Annotated in this window: 21 protein-coding genes; 19 read left to right on the top strand and 2 right to left on the bottom strand. The window is 61.0% G+C overall.

Annotated features, from left to right (window positions below; genetic code table 11):
* Positions 1 to 125: 125 nt before the first annotated feature.
* A complete protein-coding gene (fsa, locus tag TM1040_RS16315) occupies positions 126 to 779 on the bottom strand; it encodes a fructose-6-phosphate aldolase (protein ID WP_011539699.1) in 654 nt (217 codons plus the stop codon).
* Positions 780 to 959: 180 nt separating this feature from the next.
* Between fsa and TM1040_RS16310 the strand changes: the two genes are divergently transcribed.
* From TM1040_RS16310 to TM1040_RS16295, 4 genes are all read left to right on the top strand, one after another.
* Positions 960 to 3,167, top strand: a complete 2,208-nt coding sequence (locus tag TM1040_RS16310) for a primosomal protein N' (protein ID WP_011539698.1) — start codon at positions 960 to 962, stop codon at positions 3,165 to 3,167.
* A 102-nt stretch (positions 3,168 to 3,269) separates the two neighbouring features.
* A complete protein-coding gene (locus TM1040_RS16305; protein ID WP_011539697.1) occupies positions 3,270 to 4,505 on the top strand; it encodes an MFS transporter in 1,236 nt (411 codons plus the stop codon).
* A gap of 111 nt (positions 4,506 to 4,616) precedes the next feature.
* On the top strand, positions 4,617 to 5,486 hold the full coding sequence (locus TM1040_RS16300; protein WP_011539696.1) for a 50S ribosomal protein L11 methyltransferase: 870 nt from the start codon (positions 4,617 to 4,619) through the stop codon (positions 5,484 to 5,486).
* A gap of 112 nt (positions 5,487 to 5,598) precedes the next feature.
* Positions 5,599 to 5,946 carry a hypothetical protein gene (locus TM1040_RS16295; RefSeq protein WP_254658834.1) on the top strand — a complete coding sequence of 116 codons (348 nt, stop codon included), beginning with the start codon at positions 5,599 to 5,601 and terminating at the stop codon, positions 5,944 to 5,946.
* 152 nt (positions 5,947 to 6,098) lie between these two features.
* Here TM1040_RS16295 and TM1040_RS16290 read toward each other — a convergent pair whose 3' ends face one another.
* Complete coding sequence (locus TM1040_RS16290) at positions 6,099 to 6,317, bottom strand: DUF1127 domain-containing protein (protein ID WP_011539694.1); 219 nt, start codon at positions 6,315 to 6,317, stop codon at positions 6,099 to 6,101.
* Positions 6,318 to 6,690: 373 nt separating this feature from the next.
* Between TM1040_RS16290 and ruvC the strand changes: the two genes are divergently transcribed.
* The 15 genes from ruvC to TM1040_RS16215 all read left to right on the top strand — a co-directional run bounded on the left by ruvC (position 6,691) and on the right by TM1040_RS16215 (position 20,249).
* Positions 6,691 to 7,188 (top strand): crossover junction endodeoxyribonuclease RuvC, encoded by a 498-nt coding sequence (ruvC, locus tag TM1040_RS16285; RefSeq protein ID WP_044026883.1) that lies wholly within the window; start codon positions 6,691 to 6,693, stop codon positions 7,186 to 7,188.
* Positions 7,185 to 7,874: a Holliday junction branch migration protein RuvA gene (ruvA, locus tag TM1040_RS16280; protein ID WP_011539692.1), complete on the top strand. Its 690-nt coding sequence runs from the start codon at positions 7,185 to 7,187 to the stop codon at positions 7,872 to 7,874. Before ruvC ends, ruvA begins: the two co-directional genes overlap by 4 nt.
* A gap of 11 nt (positions 7,875 to 7,885) precedes the next feature.
* Complete coding sequence (gene ruvB / locus TM1040_RS16275) at positions 7,886 to 8,905, top strand: Holliday junction branch migration DNA helicase RuvB (protein WP_011539691.1); 1,020 nt, start codon at positions 7,886 to 7,888, stop codon at positions 8,903 to 8,905.
* Positions 8,906 to 9,141: 236 nt separating this feature from the next.
* Complete coding sequence (locus TM1040_RS16270; RefSeq protein ID WP_011539690.1) at positions 9,142 to 9,807, top strand: hypothetical protein; 666 nt, start codon at positions 9,142 to 9,144, stop codon at positions 9,805 to 9,807.
* A complete protein-coding gene (gene ybgC, locus TM1040_RS16265) occupies positions 9,804 to 10,190 on the top strand; it encodes a tol-pal system-associated acyl-CoA thioesterase (protein ID WP_011539689.1) in 387 nt (128 codons plus the stop codon). The genes TM1040_RS16270 and ybgC overlap by 4 nt, the downstream gene beginning before the upstream one ends.
* Before the next feature lie 114 nt (positions 10,191 to 10,304).
* Positions 10,305 to 11,000: a protein TolQ gene (tolQ, locus tag TM1040_RS16260; RefSeq protein ID WP_011539688.1), complete on the top strand. Its 696-nt coding sequence runs from the start codon at positions 10,305 to 10,307 to the stop codon at positions 10,998 to 11,000.
* A gap of 3 nt (positions 11,001 to 11,003) precedes the next feature.
* A complete protein-coding gene (gene tolR, locus TM1040_RS16255; protein WP_011539687.1) occupies positions 11,004 to 11,492 on the top strand; it encodes a protein TolR in 489 nt (162 codons plus the stop codon).
* A 13-nt stretch (positions 11,493 to 11,505) separates the two neighbouring features.
* Positions 11,506 to 12,657: a hypothetical protein gene (locus TM1040_RS16250; RefSeq protein WP_011539686.1), complete on the top strand. Its 1,152-nt coding sequence runs from the start codon at positions 11,506 to 11,508 to the stop codon at positions 12,655 to 12,657.
* Complete coding sequence (gene tolB, locus TM1040_RS16245) at positions 12,654 to 13,979, top strand: Tol-Pal system beta propeller repeat protein TolB (protein WP_011539685.1); 1,326 nt, start codon at positions 12,654 to 12,656, stop codon at positions 13,977 to 13,979. The genes TM1040_RS16250 and tolB overlap by 4 nt, the downstream gene beginning before the upstream one ends.
* 103 nt (positions 13,980 to 14,082) lie before the next feature.
* Positions 14,083 to 14,586, top strand: a complete 504-nt coding sequence (gene pal, locus TM1040_RS16240) for a peptidoglycan-associated lipoprotein Pal (protein WP_011539684.1) — start codon at positions 14,083 to 14,085, stop codon at positions 14,584 to 14,586.
* 5 nt (positions 14,587 to 14,591) lie between these two features.
* A complete protein-coding gene (locus tag TM1040_RS16235; protein WP_011539683.1) occupies positions 14,592 to 15,443 on the top strand; it encodes a tetratricopeptide repeat protein in 852 nt (283 codons plus the stop codon).
* Positions 15,434 to 16,726: a tRNA lysidine(34) synthetase TilS gene (tilS, locus tag TM1040_RS16230; RefSeq protein ID WP_011539682.1), complete on the top strand. Its 1,293-nt coding sequence runs from the start codon at positions 15,434 to 15,436 to the stop codon at positions 16,724 to 16,726. Before TM1040_RS16235 ends, tilS begins: the two co-directional genes overlap by 10 nt.
* 89 nt (positions 16,727 to 16,815) lie before the next feature.
* Positions 16,816 to 18,729, top strand: coding sequence for an ATP-dependent zinc metalloprotease FtsH (gene ftsH / locus TM1040_RS16225; protein WP_011539681.1), 1,914 nt, complete (start codon positions 16,816 to 16,818; stop codon positions 18,727 to 18,729).
* A gap of 167 nt (positions 18,730 to 18,896) precedes the next feature.
* On the top strand, positions 18,897 to 19,619 hold the full coding sequence (locus tag TM1040_RS16220) for a hypothetical protein (RefSeq protein WP_011539680.1): 723 nt from the start codon (positions 18,897 to 18,899) through the stop codon (positions 19,617 to 19,619).
* 48 nt (positions 19,620 to 19,667) lie between these two features.
* On the top strand, positions 19,668 to 20,249 hold the full coding sequence (locus TM1040_RS16215; protein ID WP_011539679.1) for an MOSC domain-containing protein: 582 nt from the start codon (positions 19,668 to 19,670) through the stop codon (positions 20,247 to 20,249).
* Positions 20,250 to 20,411 lie beyond the last annotated feature (162 nt).

The raw sequence follows: 20,411 nt of genomic DNA, 5'->3' as shown, positions 1-20,411 counted from the left end.
GCGCGCGAAAAATCGCAAAAACGGCTCAAGTGGGCAATTCTTTGGGTCCGCAACAAAGCGCTGCCCCCAAAGAAAATGGCGCCCCGTTTGAGGCGCCATAAAATCAGTTTTGGTGCATCGTGCGATCAGAGAATTTTGATCCCGGCCGCTTTGATGTCGGCGAGGAATGCGTCCAGACCCTTGTCGGTCAGCGGGTGGTTCACCATCGACTTGATCACGGCAGGCGGTGCAGTGATCACATCAGCACCGATGCGCGCGCTGTCGAGGATGTGGTTCACGGTGCGGATCGAGGCTGCGAGGATCTCGGTCTCAAAGCCGTAATTGTCGTAAACGGTGCGGATATCTTCGATCAGATCCATCCCATCGAGGTTCACATCGTCCAGACGCCCGATGAACGGGGAGATGAAGGTGGCGCCAGCCTTGGCCGCCAGAAGTGCCTGGTTGGCAGAGAAACACAGGGTGACATTGACCTTGTGACCATCGTCGGTCAGGGTCTTACAGGCCTTGAGGCCGTCCCAGGTCAGCGGCACTTTGACGGTGATGTTGTCTGCGATCTCAAGCAGCTTGCGACCTTCCGCGATCATGGTCTCGGCGTCGGTAGCGGTCACCTCTGCGGAAACCGGGCCGTCCACGAGGTCACAGATCTCTTTGGTGACCTCAATGATGTCACGGCCGGATTTCTTGATCAGCGAAGGGTTGGTGGTGACGCCGTCGACCATGCCAAGATCGTTCAGCTCGGCAATGGCGTCGATTTCGGCGGTGTCTACGAAGAATTTCATGGGCTTTGGTCCTCTGGATGGCTTGGCCTCGGTGTGCCTTGGCTTTACCTGATAGGAGGTCTGGCGGAAAGTGCGAAAGACCATGGGGCAAAGCAGGGCGCGTCCGCGCGCATGTTAGCGTAAACAGCGGCGCGCGCCTACCGCCAGGTGCAGGAAATACAGAGCAGGGTCACACGCGGGATGAGTAAAGCAGGCGATAGCCCGGAGTTTTTTGCCCAAGGCGAGCGGGTCGGGGTGCTGACAGCGCAGCCGCTGGATCGTCTGTTGGACTATCGCGCGCCCGAGGGCGGCTGCTTTCTCGGAGCCTTTGTCGAGGTGCCGCTTGGGCCGCGCAAGGTGATCGGCGTGGTCTGGGGTCCGGGCGCCGGTGACTTTGATGCGGCAAAGCTGCGCTCGGTGATCCGTGTACTGGATCTCGCACCGATGCGCGCCGAGATGCGCGGCTTTCTGGAGCGTGCAGGTCAGTATACGCTCACACCGATGTCGATGATGCTCCGGCTGGCAACGCGCGCACCGGGTCTGGCGGACCCGCCTTCGATGCGCAAGATCCTGCGGCGCGGTGATCGTGAACCTGACCGCATCACAGACGCCCGCGCCAAGGTGCTTGATGTGATGCAGGAATATGAGGGCGGCGCGTTTACCCCGTCAGAGCTTTCTGAGCTGGCTGGCGTGACCACTTCCGTCATCAAGGGGCTGATAAAACAGGGGGCGATCCGCGAAGAAGAAGCGCCCCGGGACCTGCCATTTCCCCCTCTTGACCCAGATCTGCCGGGCAAGACGCTCTCTGAAGATCAGGCCGCAGCCGCCGCCGCCCTTGAGGCCGGTGTGGAATCTGGGCGCTACGGTACGACCCTTCTCAAGGGGGTGACAGGGTCGGGCAAGACCGAAGTCTACCTTGAGGCTGTGGCGGCCTGTCTGCGCAAGGGGCGGCAAGCCTTGGTGCTTTTGCCGGAGATTGCTCTCACTGCAGAGTTCCTGAAACGCGTGGAGGCGCGGTTTGGGGCGGTTCCGGCCGAATGGCACTCTGGCGTGACAATGACCGAACGCCGCCGCGTCTGGCGCATGGTGGGGCAGGGGGCGGCGCAACTGGTGATTGGTGCGCGTTCCTCTCTCTATCTGCCGTTCCGCGATCTGGGGCTGATCATCGTCGATGAAGAGCACGACACGTCTTATAAACAAGAAGAAGGGGTGCTGTATAACGCGCGGGATCTGGCGGTCTGGCGCGCGTCCTTGTGTCAGGCGCAGGTGGTTCTTGCGTCGGCCACCCCGAGCCTTGAAACCTGGGCAAACGCGGAGGCCGGGAAATACCAGCGCCTTGATCTGACATCGCGCTTTGGCGACTCGGTGCTGCCGGAGATGCGCGCGATTGATATGCGCAATGAGGAGCTATTGCCCTCCACGTGGATTTCGCCGACGCTCAAACAGGCCATGAAACTGCGCCTCGAACGGGGCGAACAGTCGCTTTTGTTCCTCAATCGGCGCGGCTTTGCTCCGGTGACGATCTGTCGGGCCTGTGGTGCGCAGGTGGCCTGCGACAATTGCGATGCGCGAATGGTCGAGCATCGCTTCATGAAACGCCTGATGTGCCACCAATGTGGTGAAACCAAACCCGTGCCAACCGAATGCCCCTCCTGCAAGGTCGAGGGCAAAATGGCCCCCGTTGGCCCCGGTATCGAACGTCTGGGCGAAGAAGCGGCAGCCCTCTTTCCCGAGGCGCGCATCGCGGTGCTGAGCTCTGATCTCTTTGGATCTGCACGCGCGCTCAAACAGCGGATCGAGGATATTGCCGCAGGTGAGGCCGACATCATTCTGGGTACGCAATTGGTCGCGAAGGGACACAATTTCCCCCTGCTCACGCTTGTGGGGGTGATCGACGCTGATCTCGGCTTGCAAGGCTCTGACCTGCGTGCGGCGGAGCGGACCTTTCAGCTCATGCGTCAGGTGGCGGGGCGCGCTGGGCGCGCTGAACGCAGGGGCGAGGCCCTGATGCAGAGCTTTCAGCCCGAACATCCTGTGATCCGCGCGATCCTATCGGGCGATGAGGAGAGCTTCTGGCGCGCAGAGGCAGAACAGCGACAGGCAGCGGGGGTGCCCCCCTATGGACGTATGGCGGGCGTGATCCTGTCGGGGACCGATCTAGCGCAGGTCTTTGATCTTGGCGGGGCCTTGGCACGCAACGATGGCCCCTTGCGGCAGGTGGGCGCGCAGCTTTTTGGTCCGGCGCCCGCCCCGATTGCGCGCGTCAGGGGGCGGCACCGTGTGCGGCTCCTGGTGAAAGCCGACAAAGGCGCGCCCCTTCAAGATGCGATCACCCGCTGGATCGCGCCATTCAAGCTCAAGGGCGATCTGCGCCTCAATGTGGACATTGATCCACAGAGCTTCCTTTAGGCTGTCACACAGTCGTAGCGCGCAGAAATGCAGAGGCGTCTGTGCGTGGCTTGGTACAATTCTTTTCTCGCCCACGCACAAAAAGCGCACTAAAGCCAAGCCATGTTTACGCCCATCTCTCTTGCGCAGGGCCGCACGCTGCCGTTCTGGCGCCGCCCCATCACGCTTTTGTTCCTCATGGCGATCGCCATGCCCGTCGCATTTAATACGTGGTCGGCACTGCTCAATAACTTTGTGATTGAGGTGGCTAATTTCGACGGCGCGGATATTGGCGTCCTGCACACGATGCGCGAGATTCCGGGGTTTTTGGCGTTTCTTGTGATCTTTCTGATCATCTTTATCCGCGAGCAGGTTCTGGGGCTTTTGTCTCTGGCGCTCTTGGGAGCGGCCACGGCAGTCACAGCGTGGTTCCCCACGCTTCAGGGGATCCTGATGATTACGGTCCTCAGTTCCATCGGCTTTCACTATTACGAGACGGTGGCGCAATCGCTGCAGTTGCAGTGGCTCTCTAAGGAGCGCGCGCCGCAGATGCTGGGCTGGCTTGTGGCCACGGGATCGGCAGCGACGCTTGTGGTCTATGGTGCCATCGTGGTCCTCTGGGAGCCAATGAACCTCTCTTATAATGTGGTCTACCTGGCTGCAGGCGGCTTTACGGTCCTGATTGCACTCTATTGCCTCTTTGCGGTGCCTCAGTTTGACGGCCCGACGCCGCAAAACAAGAAGATGGTGCTGCGGCGGCGCTACTGGCTCTATTATGCGCTGCAGTTCATGGCTGGGGCGCGGCGTCAGATCTTCGTGGTCTTTGCGGGCTTCATGATGGTAGAGCGCTTTGGCTTTGAGGTGCATCACCTGACCGGGCTCTATCTCATCAACCTCTTGGTCAACATGGTGGCGGCGCCATTTCTCGGGCGCTTTGTCGCCCGGTTTGGCGAGCGGCGCACGTTGATCTTTGAATACGCAGGTCTGGCCACTGTCTTTGCCCTTTATGGCGGGATCTATTGGTTCGGCTGGGGCGTGATGCTGGCGGCAGCGCTTTATGTGGTGGATCACATCCTCTTTGCCCTCGCCCTCGCACTCAAGACCTATTTCCAGAAGATCGCAGACCCCGCCGATATTGCCCCCACGGCCGCTGTTGCGTTTACGATCAACCACATCGCAGCGGTGTTCTTGCCGGTGATGCTGGGCCTTTTGTGGGTGGCCTCCCCGGCGGCGGTCTTTGGCTTGGCAGCGATGATGGCGCTGGTGTCGCTCTTGTTGTCGCTGATGATTCCGCGCCACCCCGAGCCCGGGAATGAGACCATCTTTGCGCAGTTCGCGGCCCCGACACCTGCGGAATAAGGACCGCTGGAGGGCGGCGCGGCTCTGCTCACCCCTTGACCAATCACACAAGGCTCGCGTAGGCGCTGATCAACCGCGCGCGACGCGCTCTATGTTTCGTTGGAGATCCCCATGCCCACATTCACCGCCCTCACCACGCTGTCCGAAAAAGCTCAGGCAGAGGCGCTGGGCGAGGCAATGGAACGTCTGACCCCCGAGCCCACGGGCATTGGCGTTTTCGAGGTCGAGGATGGCTCAGGCCTATGGGAAGTGGGCGGCTATTTTACCGAAGCCCCGGATGAGGCGGGGCTGGCGCTGTTGGCCGCAATGCACGATGCCAAACCCTTTGCCGTGTCCGAATTGCCAGAGACCGACTGGGTGGCCCATGTACGCCGCGAGCTTGCCCCGGTGGAGGCTGGGCGCTTTTTTGTCTACGGTAGCCATGACGCCGACAAGGTTCCCGCAGACAAGATCCCGCTTCTGATCGAGGCGGCCATGGCCTTTGGCACCGGGCATCACGGCACCACGCTTGGCTGCCTCAAGGCGCTGGATCATCTGCTTTGCGAAGGCTTCGAAGGCAAGAAAGTGGCCGATATTGGATGTGGCACAGCTGTCCTTGCAATGGCCGCTGCGCGGGTCTGGCCCACGGCGCAGATCCTGGCGAGCGACATCGACGAGGTCGCTGTCGATGTGGCAGAGGCCAACATGGACGCCAATGGCATGAAGGGCGCGGTCGCATGTCTGGAGGCCGCAGGCTTTGACGCACCAGCGCTAAAGGCTGCTGCACCGTATGATCTGATCTTCGCAAATATTCTCAAAGGCCCTCTGGTGGCGCTTGCGCCGGACATGGCGGCTCATTTGCGCGCAGGCGGGTATGCGATTCTCTCCGGGATTTTGAACGAGCAGGCCGATGATGTGATTGCGGTTTATGCACAAAACGGCATCAATCTTGTCAAAAGGACTGAAATTGGTGAATGGACCACTTTGATTTTGTCAAAGTAAATCAGAGGTCGGCGGCAATTTAGTCAAATTGCTGGTAATCGCCGTGACTTCGCCGATTTCCTTAAGTAAACTCTAATAATCCGCTGGTGGGGGCCAGTTCGGAGTGAGTTGTATGAGCCATCAACACGCGGAGTTCCAAGAGCGCCTTCGGCAATTGGATCGAAAGCATGGCAAGGCTGCGCATGGGTTCAGGGCGCGAATGCGCTCTGATGGGTTGATTGTTGTTGAGCCGCAAAAAGTGGTGCGCTCCCGCATTTCCGGAAAGGTGTTTATCCTGTTCCTGGTGGTGGGGTTGATGTTCAAAGGCTTTCTCGTGGCGGCGCTCGGCTATTCCAGCTACGATGCGCGCGTAGCGCAGTTGGCGCAGGGCTCGTTTGTCGAGCGCGGCGGGGCGTTCCTCATGCAAAGAGATCCGATTTCCACCCGCATTGCGGAAGAGTTGCGCCCCATTTTGCGCTGACCGCACGCCGTCTCATCGCAACAGGCGACCACGCCGATTTACACATGCAAAAACGCCGCGTCCCGGATTGGCCGGGCGCGGCGTTTGCGTTTTGGGGTGTGTGATGCAGGGACGCGTCAGGTTGACGTCCAGATCCGCATTCAGACCCGCGCTTAGACGAGCGGCGAATGCGCGTCGATTTGATCAATGTCGCCGCGGCACAGGCCGATATCGGCAAGCTCGCGGTCTGACAGCGCGCTGAGCGACTTGCGCGTCACGCGGGCATCATTCCATGCCATCAGCTTGGCAGATGTGGTGTACAAAAAAGCGCCGATACGGCCGATCAGGCCGGAGGTGCCTTGCGCGGTGCGGGTGGTGTCGATTGCAGCCATATCCAGGGTCTTTCTCAGTATGATCCGATTTCTCGCCCGATAGCGAGTGAGCGGCAGATAGAGGTCGAAACCGGCCCTCGCAAGGGGTGAAATTGCATGTGTCCCATGCGCATTTTGCATGCCTCACACCCCTGAAAAAAAGGGCTTTGAGGCGGTTGGGGGCTGTATTGGCGGATGCGTGTCGCAGCTGTATTTTACCCTGTCGCATTTGTCTCAAAAATTGCCCCGTATGGGGCGTTTTGTGCTAGGTGCCGCGCGTGCATTGTGGCTCTGACACAAATGCGTGAGGCGTGAATTCGATTGGATGTGTTCGCGTTTTGTGCTAGTGCTGGCCTCCAAGCAGACAATAAATAATCAAAGATCGGGCGGCGGAATGCGCATATTGGGAATCGATCCGGGGCTTCGGACCCTTGGATGGGGGGTGATCGAATCAAATGGCGCCCGTCTCAGCCATGTCGCTAATGGCCTGTGCCACTCTGATGGGGATGACCTTGGCGAACGGCTACTGTCGCTGCACAATCAGGTTACGGAAATCATCGACGCCTATCGACCGGATCAGGCTGCCATTGAGCAGACTTTTGTCAACAAGGATGGCGCGGGAACGCTCAAGCTAGGTCAGGCGCGTGGTGTCGCCTTGCTGACCTTGGCCAAAGCAGGTCTGCCGACGGGGGAATATGCGCCGAACCGCGTGAAGAAAACCGTGGTTGGGGTCGGGCATGCCGAAAAGGAACAGGTTCTGCATATGGTGAAGCTGCAGCTGCCGGGTTGTGCGCCCAGGGGCGCGGATGCGGCTGATGCTCTGGCGATTGCGATCTGTCACGCCTATTACGGAGGCAGCAACCAGCGGCAACTCAAAGAGGTGGGCGCATGATCGGCAAATTGACCGGGCGTCTGGATTACAAGACTCCGGACCATGTGATGATCGACGTGCGCGGCGTCGGTTATATCGTCTACTGCTCGGATCGCACCTTGGCGAGCCTGCCTGCTGTAGGCGAGGCGGTTCAGCTTTATACCGAGCTTTTGGTGCGCGAAGATCTCATGCAGCTCTTTGGGTTCACGTCCTTGGTGGAAAAGGAATGGCACCGATTGCTGACCTCGGTGCAGGGGGTAGGGGCCAAAGTGTCGCTTGCCATCCTGAGTGCGCTGGGGCCCGAAGGTGTCAGCCGTGCGATCGCCCTTGGCGATTGGGCGGCGGTGAAAGCCGCCAAAGGGGTTGGCCCCAAGACCGCGCAGCGCATCGTGCTCGACCTTAAAGATAAGGCACCCTCCGTGATGGCGATGGGGGGCACGGTTACAGAGGCGCTAGAGGGGCCGGAATTGGACGCAGTGGTCGAACCCGCAGCTGAGGCGCCGGCAAAGCCTGCGCGCAAAGCCGCCCCAAAGGCCCCCACCGGCGCGGCAGCCGCTTCGGCGGGGGCACTGTCGGCATTGGGCAACCTGGGTTACGGGCCTTCCGATGCCGCAGGTGCGGTCGCAGAGGCCGCCGCCAACAATCCAGACGCAGGCGAAGCGGAATTGATCCGTGCCGCGCTTCGGCTCTTGGCACCCAAAGGGTGAGGACGCTTTGAATGATTGATGCAGACCCCACCCTGCGCCCGGAGCCTCTGCCCGAAGACAATGATCGCGCCCTGCGCCCGCAGGGCCTGGGTGAGTTTATTGGCCAGGCCGAAGCCCGGGCAAACCTGCGGGTGTTCATCGAATCCGCCCGTCGCCGTGGCGAGGCTATGGATCACACGCTGTTTCATGGCCCTCCAGGCCTCGGCAAGACCACTCTGGCACAGATCGTTGCGCGCGAGCTGGGCGTAAATTTCCGGATGACATCGGGCCCGGTGCTTGCGAAGGCCGGAGATCTGGCGGCAATCCTGACCAACCTTGAGGCGCGCGATGTGTTGTTCATCGACGAAATTCACCGCCTGAACCCTGCCGTCGAGGAAGTCCTTTACCCGGCGATGGAGGATTTCGAGCTGGATCTCGTGATTGGGGAGGGGCCAGCCGCGCGTACGGTGCGTATCGAGTTGCAGCCCTTCACGCTTGTGGGGGCCACCACCCGGATGGGGCTTTTGACCACACCGCTGCGGGATCGGTTTGGGATTCCAACCCGGCTGCAGTTTTACACCATCGACGAGCTTTTTGAGATTGTCAGCCGAAACGCGCGCAAACTGGGCGCGCCCGCCGATGACGCAGGCGCGCGTGAGATCGCGCGGCGCGCGCGCGGCACCCCAAGGATCGCCGGACGGCTCTTGCGCCGCGTGGTGGACTTTGCGGTTGTCGAGGGCGATGGCACTATCACCCGCGAACTGGCGGATGGGGCTCTGACACGGCTTGGCGTGGATCAGCTGGGCCTTGATGGCGCGGACCGACGCTATTTGCGACTGGTTGCGGAGAATTATGGTGGGGGCCCTGTCGGCATCGAAACCATGTCCGCCGCCCTGAGCGAAAGCCGCGATGCGCTGGAAGAGGTGATCGAGCCCTATCTGCTGCAGCAGGGCCTTATTCAGCGCACGCCGCGCGGTCGGATGCTGGCGCAAAAGGCCTGGACTCATCTCGGGATTGCGCCGCCTAAATCCCAGAGCGATCTCTTTGGCTGACACCGTGGGTAGCGGCGCAGGCCGAAGAGTTTCTAGATCGATCACGGATCAATGACAGGCCGGCAACGCGCCTGATGCAGCCCAATGGCGGCGGGCCCATTGCAGAGACGATACCCCCGCGAGCCAAGCGCGCAGAGGGCCGCTCCAGGGGAGAAGGACACTGAGCTTCCCTCTTGCTGCGGCCTTTGCACGCCCTTAAAACCACTCGACAAATGATCACAATATCGAGGCCGCGCATGCCCGCCCTTATGCTGCCAGAGGAAATCGAAGCGCTCTTTACGCGTGAGGATGGCTCTTACGCCTTTGCGCGCTGGGGGCGCCCGATTGCGCCCATCGTCTTTGGCGTTGCAGACGAGACGCTGGCGATTGTGAAAGGCGCGGTCGAAGCCGTTGTCACCTTGGCCGGGCATCAGATGGCTGAAACCGATCCGGAGCTTGGAACGAACCTCATGTTCTTCTTCTTTCGCGACTGGGAGGAGCTTCTGGAGGTGCCCGACCTTGATCGCATGATCCCCGGGCTCGCTCCGCTCGTGAATCGCCTGTCGACCGAAGAGGCCAGCCAGTATCGCGCGTTTCGCTTTGATGATGAGGGCGCGATAAAGGCGGCATTTGTCTTCCTGCGCATGAAGGGCGAAATGGCGCAAGTGCCGGCAGAGACACTGGCGCTCACGCAGGCGGTGCAGGTGATGCTCTTGTGGAGCGAACGCGCTTTTTCCGAAGTTTCGCCGCTCGCTGTTCTGCCTGAAAATGGCAATACTATTCTGCGCCCCGAGATCGCGGGCGTCATTGCGGCGGCCTACGATCGGATGATGCCGGTGGCGGCTCAGGATGCAAGCCACGCCCTGCGCCTCTTTGCGCGTCTGCAAGGCCCGGCACCGGATCAACAGGAACATACCACATGAGCCACCAGTTTCCTGTCACCGTTTATTACGAAGACACGGATATGGGCGGCGTCGTTTATCACGCCAATTACCTGCGTTTCATCGAACGTGCCCGCAGTGACTATGTCCGCCGCCTCGGGGTGGATCAGAATGAGATGCGCGACAAGGGAATCGTCTGGGTGGTGACGCGGATTGAAGCGGACTACCTCGCGCCAGCACGGTTCGAGGATGAGCTGATCGTGGAAACCCAGCCCGAGAAAATGACCTCGGCTCGCCTGATGATGTCTCAGGTGGTGCGGCGCGCGGGGCAAGAGCTGTTTAGGGCCAAGGTGACTGCGGTCTGTATGGACATGTACAGCGGAAAACCTGTCCGGCTCCCGGCAGAAGTCCGCGCATCTCTGTAACAATAGGCGACAATCCCCCTGTTTCCTTGGCAATGTCGCTTGTTTTGCGCTAGCGTTCGCCCCAATTGGGCTGCGCAACCTAAACGACGCGGCAACTGGCGATAGAGCAGGCAGATGGAAGCAGAAACTCTGGCACTGGCACAGGAGATTGATTTCTCCATGTGGGGGCTGTTCGCACGCGCGACGCTCACCGTAAAACTTGTGATGATCATGTTGATCGTGGCGTCGATCTGGTCGTGGTCCATTATCATTCAGAAAGTGATCACCTATCGCACAGCACGTCGCGAAGCGCAGGTGTTTGAGCGCGCCTTTTGGTCCGGCAACCCGCTGGACGAGCTGTTTGAGGAGATCGGAGCCGAGCCCTCGGGCCGGTCAGAGCGCATCTTTGCAGCTGGCATGATCGAATGGCGCCGCAGTCACCGAACGGACGGAGCGCTGATACCGGGCGCGCAGGCGCGCATCGACCGCTCCATGGATGTGGCGATCTCCAAGGAGAGCGAGGGTCTTCAGAGCGGACTACAGGTGCTGGCGACCATCGGCTCGACCACGCCCTTCATCGGGCTTTTCGGAACGGTCTGGGGTATCATGAATGCGTTCATCGAGATCGCAGAGCAGCAAAACACCAACCTTGCCGTTGTCGCACCGGGGATTGCCGAGGCGCTTTTGGCGACGGGGCTGGGGCTATTGGCTGCGATCCCGGCGGTGATCTTTTATAACAAACTCTCGGCGGATTCTGATCGCATCATTGGCGGCTATGAGGCCTTTGCTGATGAATTCGCGACCATCTTCTCGCGCCAGTTGGACAGCTGAGCCATGGGAGCCGGTGTTCAGACAAAGGATGCAGGCGGTGGCCGCCGGCGCGGACGGCGTCGGTCGCGCGCGCGCCCGATGGCAGAGATCAACATCACGCCCTTTGTGGATGTGATGCTGGTGCTTCTGATCATCTTCATGGTTGCAGCCCCGCTGATGACAGTGGGCGTGCCCGTCGAGTTGCCGAAAACCGCCGCAGGCGCGCTGGCCGGGGATGATGAAGAACCGCTCACCGTGACCATGACTGCCGCAGGTGACATCCAGATCCAGACCACGCCGGTTGCGCGCGATCAGCTTGTGGCGCGTCTCCAGGCAATTGCGGCCGAACGCGACTCGGATCGGGTCTATTTGCGTGCTGATGGGGCGATTGCCTACAGCGATGTCATGCAGGTGATGGGCGCGCTCAATGCGGGTGGGTTTGCCAATGTGGGGCTTGTGACCGACCAGGGCGGCCCTGCACTCGACGGGCGGTCTGCCGCCCCGGCAGAGTAACACGGGTGCGGATGTGCAAACCGGCACAAAGATCTCTCTCGCGGGGCATGGCCTCCTGATCACCTGGGCGCTGGCTGGCGGGTGGCTCAATCCTGAGCCGCTACCCTTCCAGAGCCAGGATGTGTCGATCATTTCGGCAGAAGAGTTTGCACGACTGAGCGAGCAATATGCTGCTCCCGAGGTCTCTGACGCCCCTGAGGCGCCACAGGAACCGGCGATCACCGAGACGACCCCGTCGATCCCCGAGCGCCCGAGCCAGACGCCCGAGACCCCCGCAACACCTGCGCCGATTGAAACGCCGGTCGCAGACACGGCGGCAGAGCCTCCCGCGCCAGAGCCTGATCCCGAGGTGCCAAGCCGTGTGCCTGATGCACCAGAGCTGCCCGAAATCGTGACGGACCTGCCGCAAACCGCAGAGCCTCAGACTGCTCAGCAGACGGACCGTGTCGCGCCCGAGCCGGTGCGCGCGCCCGAGCCGGACACACAGATTGGCGATGTGGTGCAGGAAGAGGTTGCACCCGATGCCGAGGCAGAGGCCAATCAGCCCGTGCAGGAAGCCACGGCACCCGAGGCCGCAAGTGACCGTATCGTCACCGAGGCCGAAGCAGATGATGCCGAGCCCACAGCGCCTCTGGCGAGTGTTCGTCCGCGCGCGCGCCCGGCGCGACCCGCTCCGGAACCAGAGCCTGACCCTGAACCACAGACCCAAACCGCCGCCCGCGACGAAGAGCCCGCCCCGGATGCGGAGCAAAACCCCGAGGTCGAGCGTTCCGCTGTCAACGATGCGCTTGCAGAAGCGCTGAGTGGCGCGGGGGAGGTGGAGGCGCCCGAACCCTCCGGCCCGCCGATGACACGAGGAGAAAAAGATGCCCTTCGGATTGCGGTGTCGCAATGCTGGAACCTCGGCTCTTTGTCGAGCGAGGCGCTGCTTACGGAGGTTGTCGTGGGGGTCACCCTCTCGCGCGAGGGCGTGCCGGATATTGGTTCCATTCGCCTGCTGTCGAGCACTGGTGGGTCCGACAGCTCTGCCAAACAGGCCTATGAGGCCGCGCGCCGTGCAATCATCCGCTGTGGATCAAGAGGATTTGATCTTCCGGCTGACAAATACGCTCAGTGGCGTGATATTGAGATGACATTTAACCCCGAAGGAATGCGGATCAGATGAGAAACGCAATTGCGACAGTACTCCTTGGCCTTGCAATGCTGCTGCCCGTTGGGGCGGTGCAGGCACAGGATGGGCCGCTCCGGATCGAGATCACGGATGGTGTGATCGAACCGTTGCCCTTCGCGGTGCCCGATTTCATCGCCGACACCCCGGCAGCGGCGCAGTATGCGACGGACATTGCCCGTGTGATCGCCCAGGATCTTGTGGGCTCCGGGCTGTTTCGCGAAATTCCCAAGGTCGCCTATATTTCGCCCTACACCGATTTTGACGCTGAGGTGAATTTCACCGACTGGAAGGCGATCAACGCGCAGGCGTTGATTGCAGGCGCGGTGAGCCTGTCGGGCGATCGCATCACCGTGCGCTTTCGCGGCTATGACGTGTTCGCCGGGCAAGAGCTTGGCGCGGGGCTTCAGCTTTCGGGCACGACCGACGGCTGGCGGCGTATCGCGCATAAGGTGGCCGATACGATCTATTCTCGCCTGACCGGCGAAGGTGGCTATTTTGACAGCCGCGTCGTGTTTGTTTCGGAAACCGGCCCCAAGAATGACCGCAAGAAGCGCCTTGCGATCATGGATTACGATGGGGCCAATGTGCAGTATCTGACCAACTCGGACGCCATTGTGCTCGCGCCCCGGTTCTCGCCCACCGGCGACCGCGTGCTTTATACCAGCTATGAGAGCGGCTTTCCGCAAATCCATGTGCTGGATGTCGGCCGCGTGCAGCGGCGGGTATTGTCGGCGGGCAATGGCTCCATGAGCTTTGCGCCGCGTTTTGCCCCCAACGGCCAGACGATTGTCTACTCGCAGTCTCAAGGCGGCAATACCGACCTCTTTTCCATGGACATCAACTCTGGCAACCCGCAGCGCCTGACCAGTGCGCCGTCGATTGAAACCGCCCCGTCATTCTCGCCCGATGGCAGCCAGATCGTGTTTGAGAGCGACCGCTCCGGGACATCGCAGCTCTATGTGATGTCTGCGTCGGGTGGAGAGGCCAAGCGGATCAGTTTTGGTCAGGGGCGCTATGGCACCCCAGTCTGGTCGCCGCGTGGCGACTACATCGCCTTCACCAAGCAGAACGCGGGCCGGTTTCATATTGGCGTGATGCGCACAGATGGTAGCGAGGAACGCCTGCTGACGGCGTCCTTTCTTGACGAGGGTCCCACATGGTCGCCCAATGGTCGGGTGATCATGTTCACGCGCGAAACCCAGGGGGCCAGCGGTCAGGCGCGGCTCTATTCGGTGGATATTTCAGGTCGCAATCTGAAGCCGGTCAAGACGCCGGATGGGGCGTCTGACCCCTCCTGGTCCCCTCTGCAGAACTGATGAACCGCCCGGCCAAGAACCACGCGTGCAAGCCCGTGGCGTGGCCGGGTACAATATGCTAACACTTCGGTAAGAAATGTCCGAGCACACGAGGCGATTTCACATGAGCGGTATCAAGACAGCAATTCTACTGGTCGCGGGCCTCGCCCTTTCGGCCTGTTCCGACACGCGCTGGGACGACACCAGCGCGGGCAATGGCGGCTCCGGTATCGGAGTGGACGGCGGACTCGGGGACCCCTCGAGCCCTGCTTATTTCCGCGAGGCCGTGGGCGACCGTGTCCTGTTCCTTGTAGATCAGTCCAGCATCTCTCCCGAGGCGCAGGTGATCCTCGATGGGCAGGCGCGCTGGCTGCAGGCCAACCCAGCCTATGTTGTCACCATCGAAGGCCACGCCGACGAGCGAGGCACCCGCGAGTATAACCTCGCCCTCGGTGCAAGCCGCGCGAACTCCGCACGTGATTATCTGATCTCCAAGGGTGTTGCTGCCAGCCGGATCCAGACGGTGTCCTTTGGCAAGGAACGCCCGATCGAGATTTGCTCCGAACAGAGCTGTTATGAGAAGAACCGCCGTGCCGTGACCGTGCTGGCCGGCGGCGCGCTGAGCTGATCGACATGAGCGGTCTGCGGCAGATCTTGTTGGCGTCGGCGTTGGCAGTTGCCAGCGCCCTCCCAACCATGGCGCAGGAGCGTGAACAGACCTTGGCGGACATTCGCCAAGAGCTGACGGTCCTGCATGTGGAAGTTCAGCGCCTCAATCGGGAACTGTCGACCACGGGGGCCCCTTCGGCGTCGCTGGCGGGATCTTCGGTGCTCGACCGGGTCACCGCAATTGAGACCGAGCTGCAAAAGCTCACCGCCAAGACAGAGCAACTGCAGTTTCGCATTCAGAGCATTGTGAAGGATGGTACCAACCGGATCGGTGATTTGGAATTCAGGCTCGTTGAGCTGGAAGGCGGCGACCTCTCCACGCTGGGCGAGACCACGACGCTGGGCGGCGACATCGAAGGCGAAACAGAGCTGGGGCAGACCACGGTGCCTGGCACCGATGGGGAGAGCACGGTGGTTGGCGGAGGCGAGCTCGCCGTAGGCGAGGAAGCCGACTACAAGCTGGCAATGAGCGATCTTGAGGCTGAGAACTATCAGGCAGCTGCGGACCGCTTTGCGACCTTCAAAGAGGCCTATCCCGGCAGTCCGCTGACGGCTCAGGTGGATTTCGGCCGCGGCAAGGCGTTGGACGGTCTGGGCGACACCCGTGAAGCGGCGCGGGCCTATCTGGCGGCGTTTACCGGTGATACGGCGGGCGCCATCGCACCCGAAGCGCTGTTTGAACTGGGCGCGGCACTTGGGCGACTGGGGCAGCTCGATCAGGCTTGTATCACGCTGGCCGAGGTCGCCGTGCGTTTCCCCAATGATCCCGCCGTGACCGCAGCCGAAGCGGAGCGGTCCAAACTGGCGTGCTCCTGACACCGACAGAAGAGGCGCTGACCTCTGCGATCCGCGCCCGTATCGGTCCCTTGCCCGAAAAACTTGGCGTCGCTGTCTCCGGAGGCAGCGATTCCGTTGCGTTGATGCATGTGCTTGCGACCATGGCTCGTGCAGAAGACACAGCGCTGGCGGTGGCCACGGTGGATCACGGGTTGCGCCCCGAATCACGGCGTGAAGCCGAGTTTGTGGCGCAGCAAGCACATGACCTTGGGCTCTCGCATCAGACCCTGACATGGCAACATCCCGCTGACAGCGGAAACCTTCAGGCAGAGGCCCGCGCTGCGCGCTATCGCTTGCTGGGAGACTGGGCACGGACGCAGGGCCTCGGCGCGGTGGCGGTCGGGCATACCGCGGACGATCAGGCTGAAACCGTTCTGATGCGGTTGCGACGGGCCTCTGGGGTGGCCGGGCTCTGCGGTATGCCGACATGTCACCACCGCGACGGGATCGATGTCCTGCGTCCGATGCTGGATCTGCGCCGTAGCGATCTGCGCGCTTATCTTACGGCGCGCGATGTGGCTTGGATCGAGGATCCCTCAAACCTTGATATGAAGTTCGAGCGTGTGCGTATACGCGATGCGCTCAACGCGCTGGAGCCTTTGGGTCTGACCGTGGACGCGCTGACAGCGGTGGCTGACAATATGCGCATGGCCAATAGGGCATTGGACAGTGCGACACGCACCGCTGCCGCGTCGATCGGGCAGATCCGTCTTGGCATGGTGGTCCTTGATTGTGCAGGGTTTAATCGGCTTGAGACCGAAATCGCGCGTCGTCTTCTGGTGTCGGCACTTCTGCACACAAACGGCGCCGCATACCCGCCGCGCCGGGCGCCTGTTCTCGATGCATTGAAGGCGCTGAAAGAGGGGCGGGGCGCAACCTTGCAGGGCTGCCATATCCTCGTGCGGGGCGGTGCGATCTGGGTTGGGCGCGAATATGCCTCCGTGCAACACTCCGCATGCGCCCTCTTGCCCGGTGAGGGTGGTGTCGCAACGATGGATGCAACTTGGGACGCGGCATGGCACATCAAGGCGCCTGCCGGATGGAGCCGACGCGTCGAGATTCGCGCGCTCGGAGCCGAAGGCCTTGCCGAAATCCCCGATTGGCGCAGTCACGACGCCCCGCGCGCCCTTTTGAAATCTCTTCCGGGGGTCTGGTGTGATGGCCAGTTGATCGCCGCGCCGCTGCTTCAGGAGCGCTCTGGCTGGACGATTGCGGCAATTCGACAGCCTGAGACATGGGCACTGTCTGCTTTATCGCATTGAACCTCACCAAAACCTCCCTATTTTAGGTGCAACTTATGGTCGTCGCGTGCTAGGGCCGTGACGTCCTTGGAATTCTTGGGAGAGCCATTTTGGGCAACGCACGCAATATCGCCTTCTGGGTCGTTCTGTTTCTACTCGTTGTGACCCTGTTCAATCTGTTCAGCGGGTCCGGCAGCACACTACAGAGCCGCGAGAAGACTTATTCGGAATTCGTGACCGCTGTAGAGGGCGGAAACGTCAGCACTGTGACGCTGGACGGCGAACAGGTTCGCTACACGACTTCGGATGGCCAGAGCTACACCACGATCAAACCGGGCGACGCAGAAGTCACCCAAATGCTGATCGACAACAACATCCCCGTGCGCGCAGAAAAACAGCAGCAATCGACCTTCCAGTCCTTCCTGCTGACGCTTCTGCCGTTCCTGCTGCTGATCGGCGTCTGGATCTATTTCATGAACCGCATGCAGGGCGGGGGCAAAGGTGGCGCCATGGGCTTTGGCAAATCCAAGGCCAAGATGCTGACCGAGAAGCATGGTCGCGTGACGTTTGACGACGTTGCAGGTATCGACGAGGCGAAAGAAGAGCTCGAAGAGATCGTGGAATTCCTGCGCAACCCGCAGAAATTCTCGCGTCTCGGCGGCAAGATCCCCAAAGGCGCGCTGCTTGTAGGCCCTCCGGGTACTGGTAAGACGCTCCTTGCGCGTGCGATCGCGGGCGAGGCGGGTGTGCCGTTCTTCACCATCTCCGGTTCCGATTTTGTCGAGATGTTCGTTGGTGTGGGTGCAAGCCGAGTCCGCGATATGTTTGAACAGGCCAAGAAGAATGCGCCCTGTATCGTCTTTATCGACGAAATCGACGCCGTGGGTCGCCACCGGGGTGCCGGTTATGGCGGCGGCAATGACGAGCGCGAACAGACCCTCAACCAGCTGTTGGTTGAAATGGACGGCTTTGAGGCCAACGAGGGCGTGATCATCCTAGCGGCCACCAACCGCAAGGACGTGCTTGACCCGGCCTTGCTGCGTCCAGGCCGCTTTGACCGCAACGTGACCGTCGGAAACCCTGACATCAAAGGTCGCGAGAAGATCCTCGGCGTGCATGCCCGCAAGACCCCTCTGGGTGCGGACGTGGACCTGCGCATCATTGCGCGTGGCACCCCGGGCTTCTCCGGCGCGGATCTGGCGAACCTTGTGAACGAGGCTGCTTTGATGGCTGCGCGTGTGGGCCGCCGCTTTGTCACCATGGAAGATTTTGAAAACGCCAAGGACAAAGTCATGATGGGGGCCGAGCGCCGCTCCATGGTGCTGACCGCCGATCAGAAGGAAAAGACTGCCTATCACGAGGCAGGTCACGCTGTGGTTGGTCTGAAGCTGCCGGAATGTGATCCAGTCTACAAGGCGACGATCATCCCCCGTGGCGGCGCGCTTGGCATGGTGGTGAGCCTTCCTGAGATGGACCGTCTGAACTGGCACAAGGACGAGTGCGAGCAGAAGTTGGCGATGACCATGGCCGGTAAGGCTGCCGAGATCATCAAATATGGCCCCGGCCATGTGTCCAATGGCCCCGCCGGCGACATTCAGCAGGCGAGCCAACTGGCGCGGGCCATGGTGCTGCGCTGGGGGATGTCCGACAAGGTCGGTAACATCGACTACGCCGAAGCGCATGAGGGCTATTCCGGCAACACGGCTGGGTTCTCGGTCTCTGCCAATACCAAAGAGCTTATCGAAGAAGAGGTCCGCCGCTTCATCGAGGAGGCCTACCAACGCGCTTATCAGATCCTTGAAGAGAACAAGGATGAATGGGAGCGTCTGGCACAAGGTCTTCTGGAATATGAGACGCTGACAGGCGAAGAGATCAAGCGCGTGATGAACGGCGAGCCGCCGCAGGCGGATGATGACGCTGATGATGACGCCGACACCGGTGCCACCTCCGTCACCGCGATCCCGAAGGCAAAGTCCAAGAAAACTCCGCCCGAAGGGGATATGGAACCTGAGCCTTCTTCCTAAGTTTCTGATAAGAATTACGAAAAGCCGCGGTTCTGCCGCGGCTTTTTTTATATGCCGGGGCGCCCCATGCGGTTTACACAGCTGCGTCACAAAGCGGTTACAGTCCCCTTGAACCTGAACCGTTTCGTTCGAATATGCAGTGGCACCTTCATTAACTCGGTGCTGTCGTGTATTCCCAATCCCCTCAAGAGGTCTCCGCCTCCCGCGCAGAGGCTGCGTTTCACCCGCGTTCTGCGCCTTTTATATTCGCTTGCCTCATCACCCTCGCCGTGGGTGTGGCACTTTGGGGGGCGGCAGCCCACTATCCTGCGTTTCAGGATGCGTTACATGAGGACGGCCCGGTCGAGAAAGTCTCTGCGGTACTTTGGGGGCTCTGCGCTGTCATGGTGCTCTACTTTGTGGGCGGCACCGCGCTGCGCACCCAGTGGCAGCTCTCCGCGCTGTTTTTCCTACTGTGTGGCCGCGAGCTGGACTTCGACAAGCGCTTTCTGAGCGAGGGCATCCTGCAACTGCGGCTTTATTCCGGGGGCGCGCCTTTGTGGGAGAAGGTGATCGGCATTGCCATAATTGCCTTGGTGCTCTTGGTGGTGTGGCGTCTGCTGCGCGTGAACCTGCCCGAGCTTCTTAAGGGGCTGCGTCAACTGAGCCTCTGGTCCTGGGGTGGTGCACTTGCGGTGAGTGCAATTGTTGTCGCCAAAGGCGTTGATGGCATCGGACGCAAATTCGCGGATTTTGGCGTTATTCTGGATCCCACCCTGATCGCGCGCGCACTGGTCTACGAGGAGTTACTGGAGCTATTTGCTGCGGCGATCGTCGCGTGGTCGATCTGCCACTTTGAGGGTCAGAGACGACGCGCACGGGGCGGTCGGTCAATGGCTTGTTGCTCTTGAAACTTCGTCTAGACTGCCGACAAAATTTGACAGCAGGACGTGAGCATCATGCCGGTATTACGCGAAACCCAATTCAGCGCAGAGATCACTTGGTTGGGGATGGTTCCCGCCGATACAGGTATTCAGGCGCAGCCCCGCACTGAGTTGGATCTGCTGTTCAGTGGCGTCGCAGGCGAGCGGCACGAAGGGGCCCAGCGTCCCTCCTGTGTGCGGGTCAAGAACCTCTATGTCCCCGGCACCGAGATCCGCAATACGCGCCAACTGACGATTCTCTCCGAAGAGGAACTCGCGCTGATCGCGGCAGAGATGGGGCTTGAGGCGCTTGACCCGCGGTATCTCGGCGCAACAGTCGTGCTGCGCGGTATTCCCGACCTGACCCACCTGCCGCCTGCGTCGCGCCTGCAGGGCAAAAATGGGGTCACGATCACCGTCGACATCGAGAATCGTCCCTGCATCCTGCCCGGTCGCGAGATCGAGAAAGACCACACAGGCTTTGGCCCGAAATTTAAAACCGCCGCCGAAAATCGCCGCGGCGTGACCGCTTGGGTCGAACGCCCCGGTCGGCTCGCTCTTGGTGATCAGATGCGTCTTTTTGTGCCCGACCAGCCCGCTTGGGCGGCAGAGCGCTAAGGGTGCGACCCTCAGGCTTCGGTGTTAGCGATCAGCGTGCGAATACGAAGAGCGACGTTCTGGATCGCAATTATGTCGGAAACCAATGGCGCGGTTTGTTTCAGACTCGCTAATCGTAGAGGCATACTCGGTGTCCGCCACCGGGCTCTGCAACGCGACATT

This window comes from Ruegeria sp. TM1040 (genome assembly GCF_000014065.1).
Taxonomy (GTDB): Bacteria; Pseudomonadota; Alphaproteobacteria; order Rhodobacterales; family Rhodobacteraceae; genus Epibacterium.
This window is presented reverse-complemented; position numbering and strand designations above follow the sequence as displayed.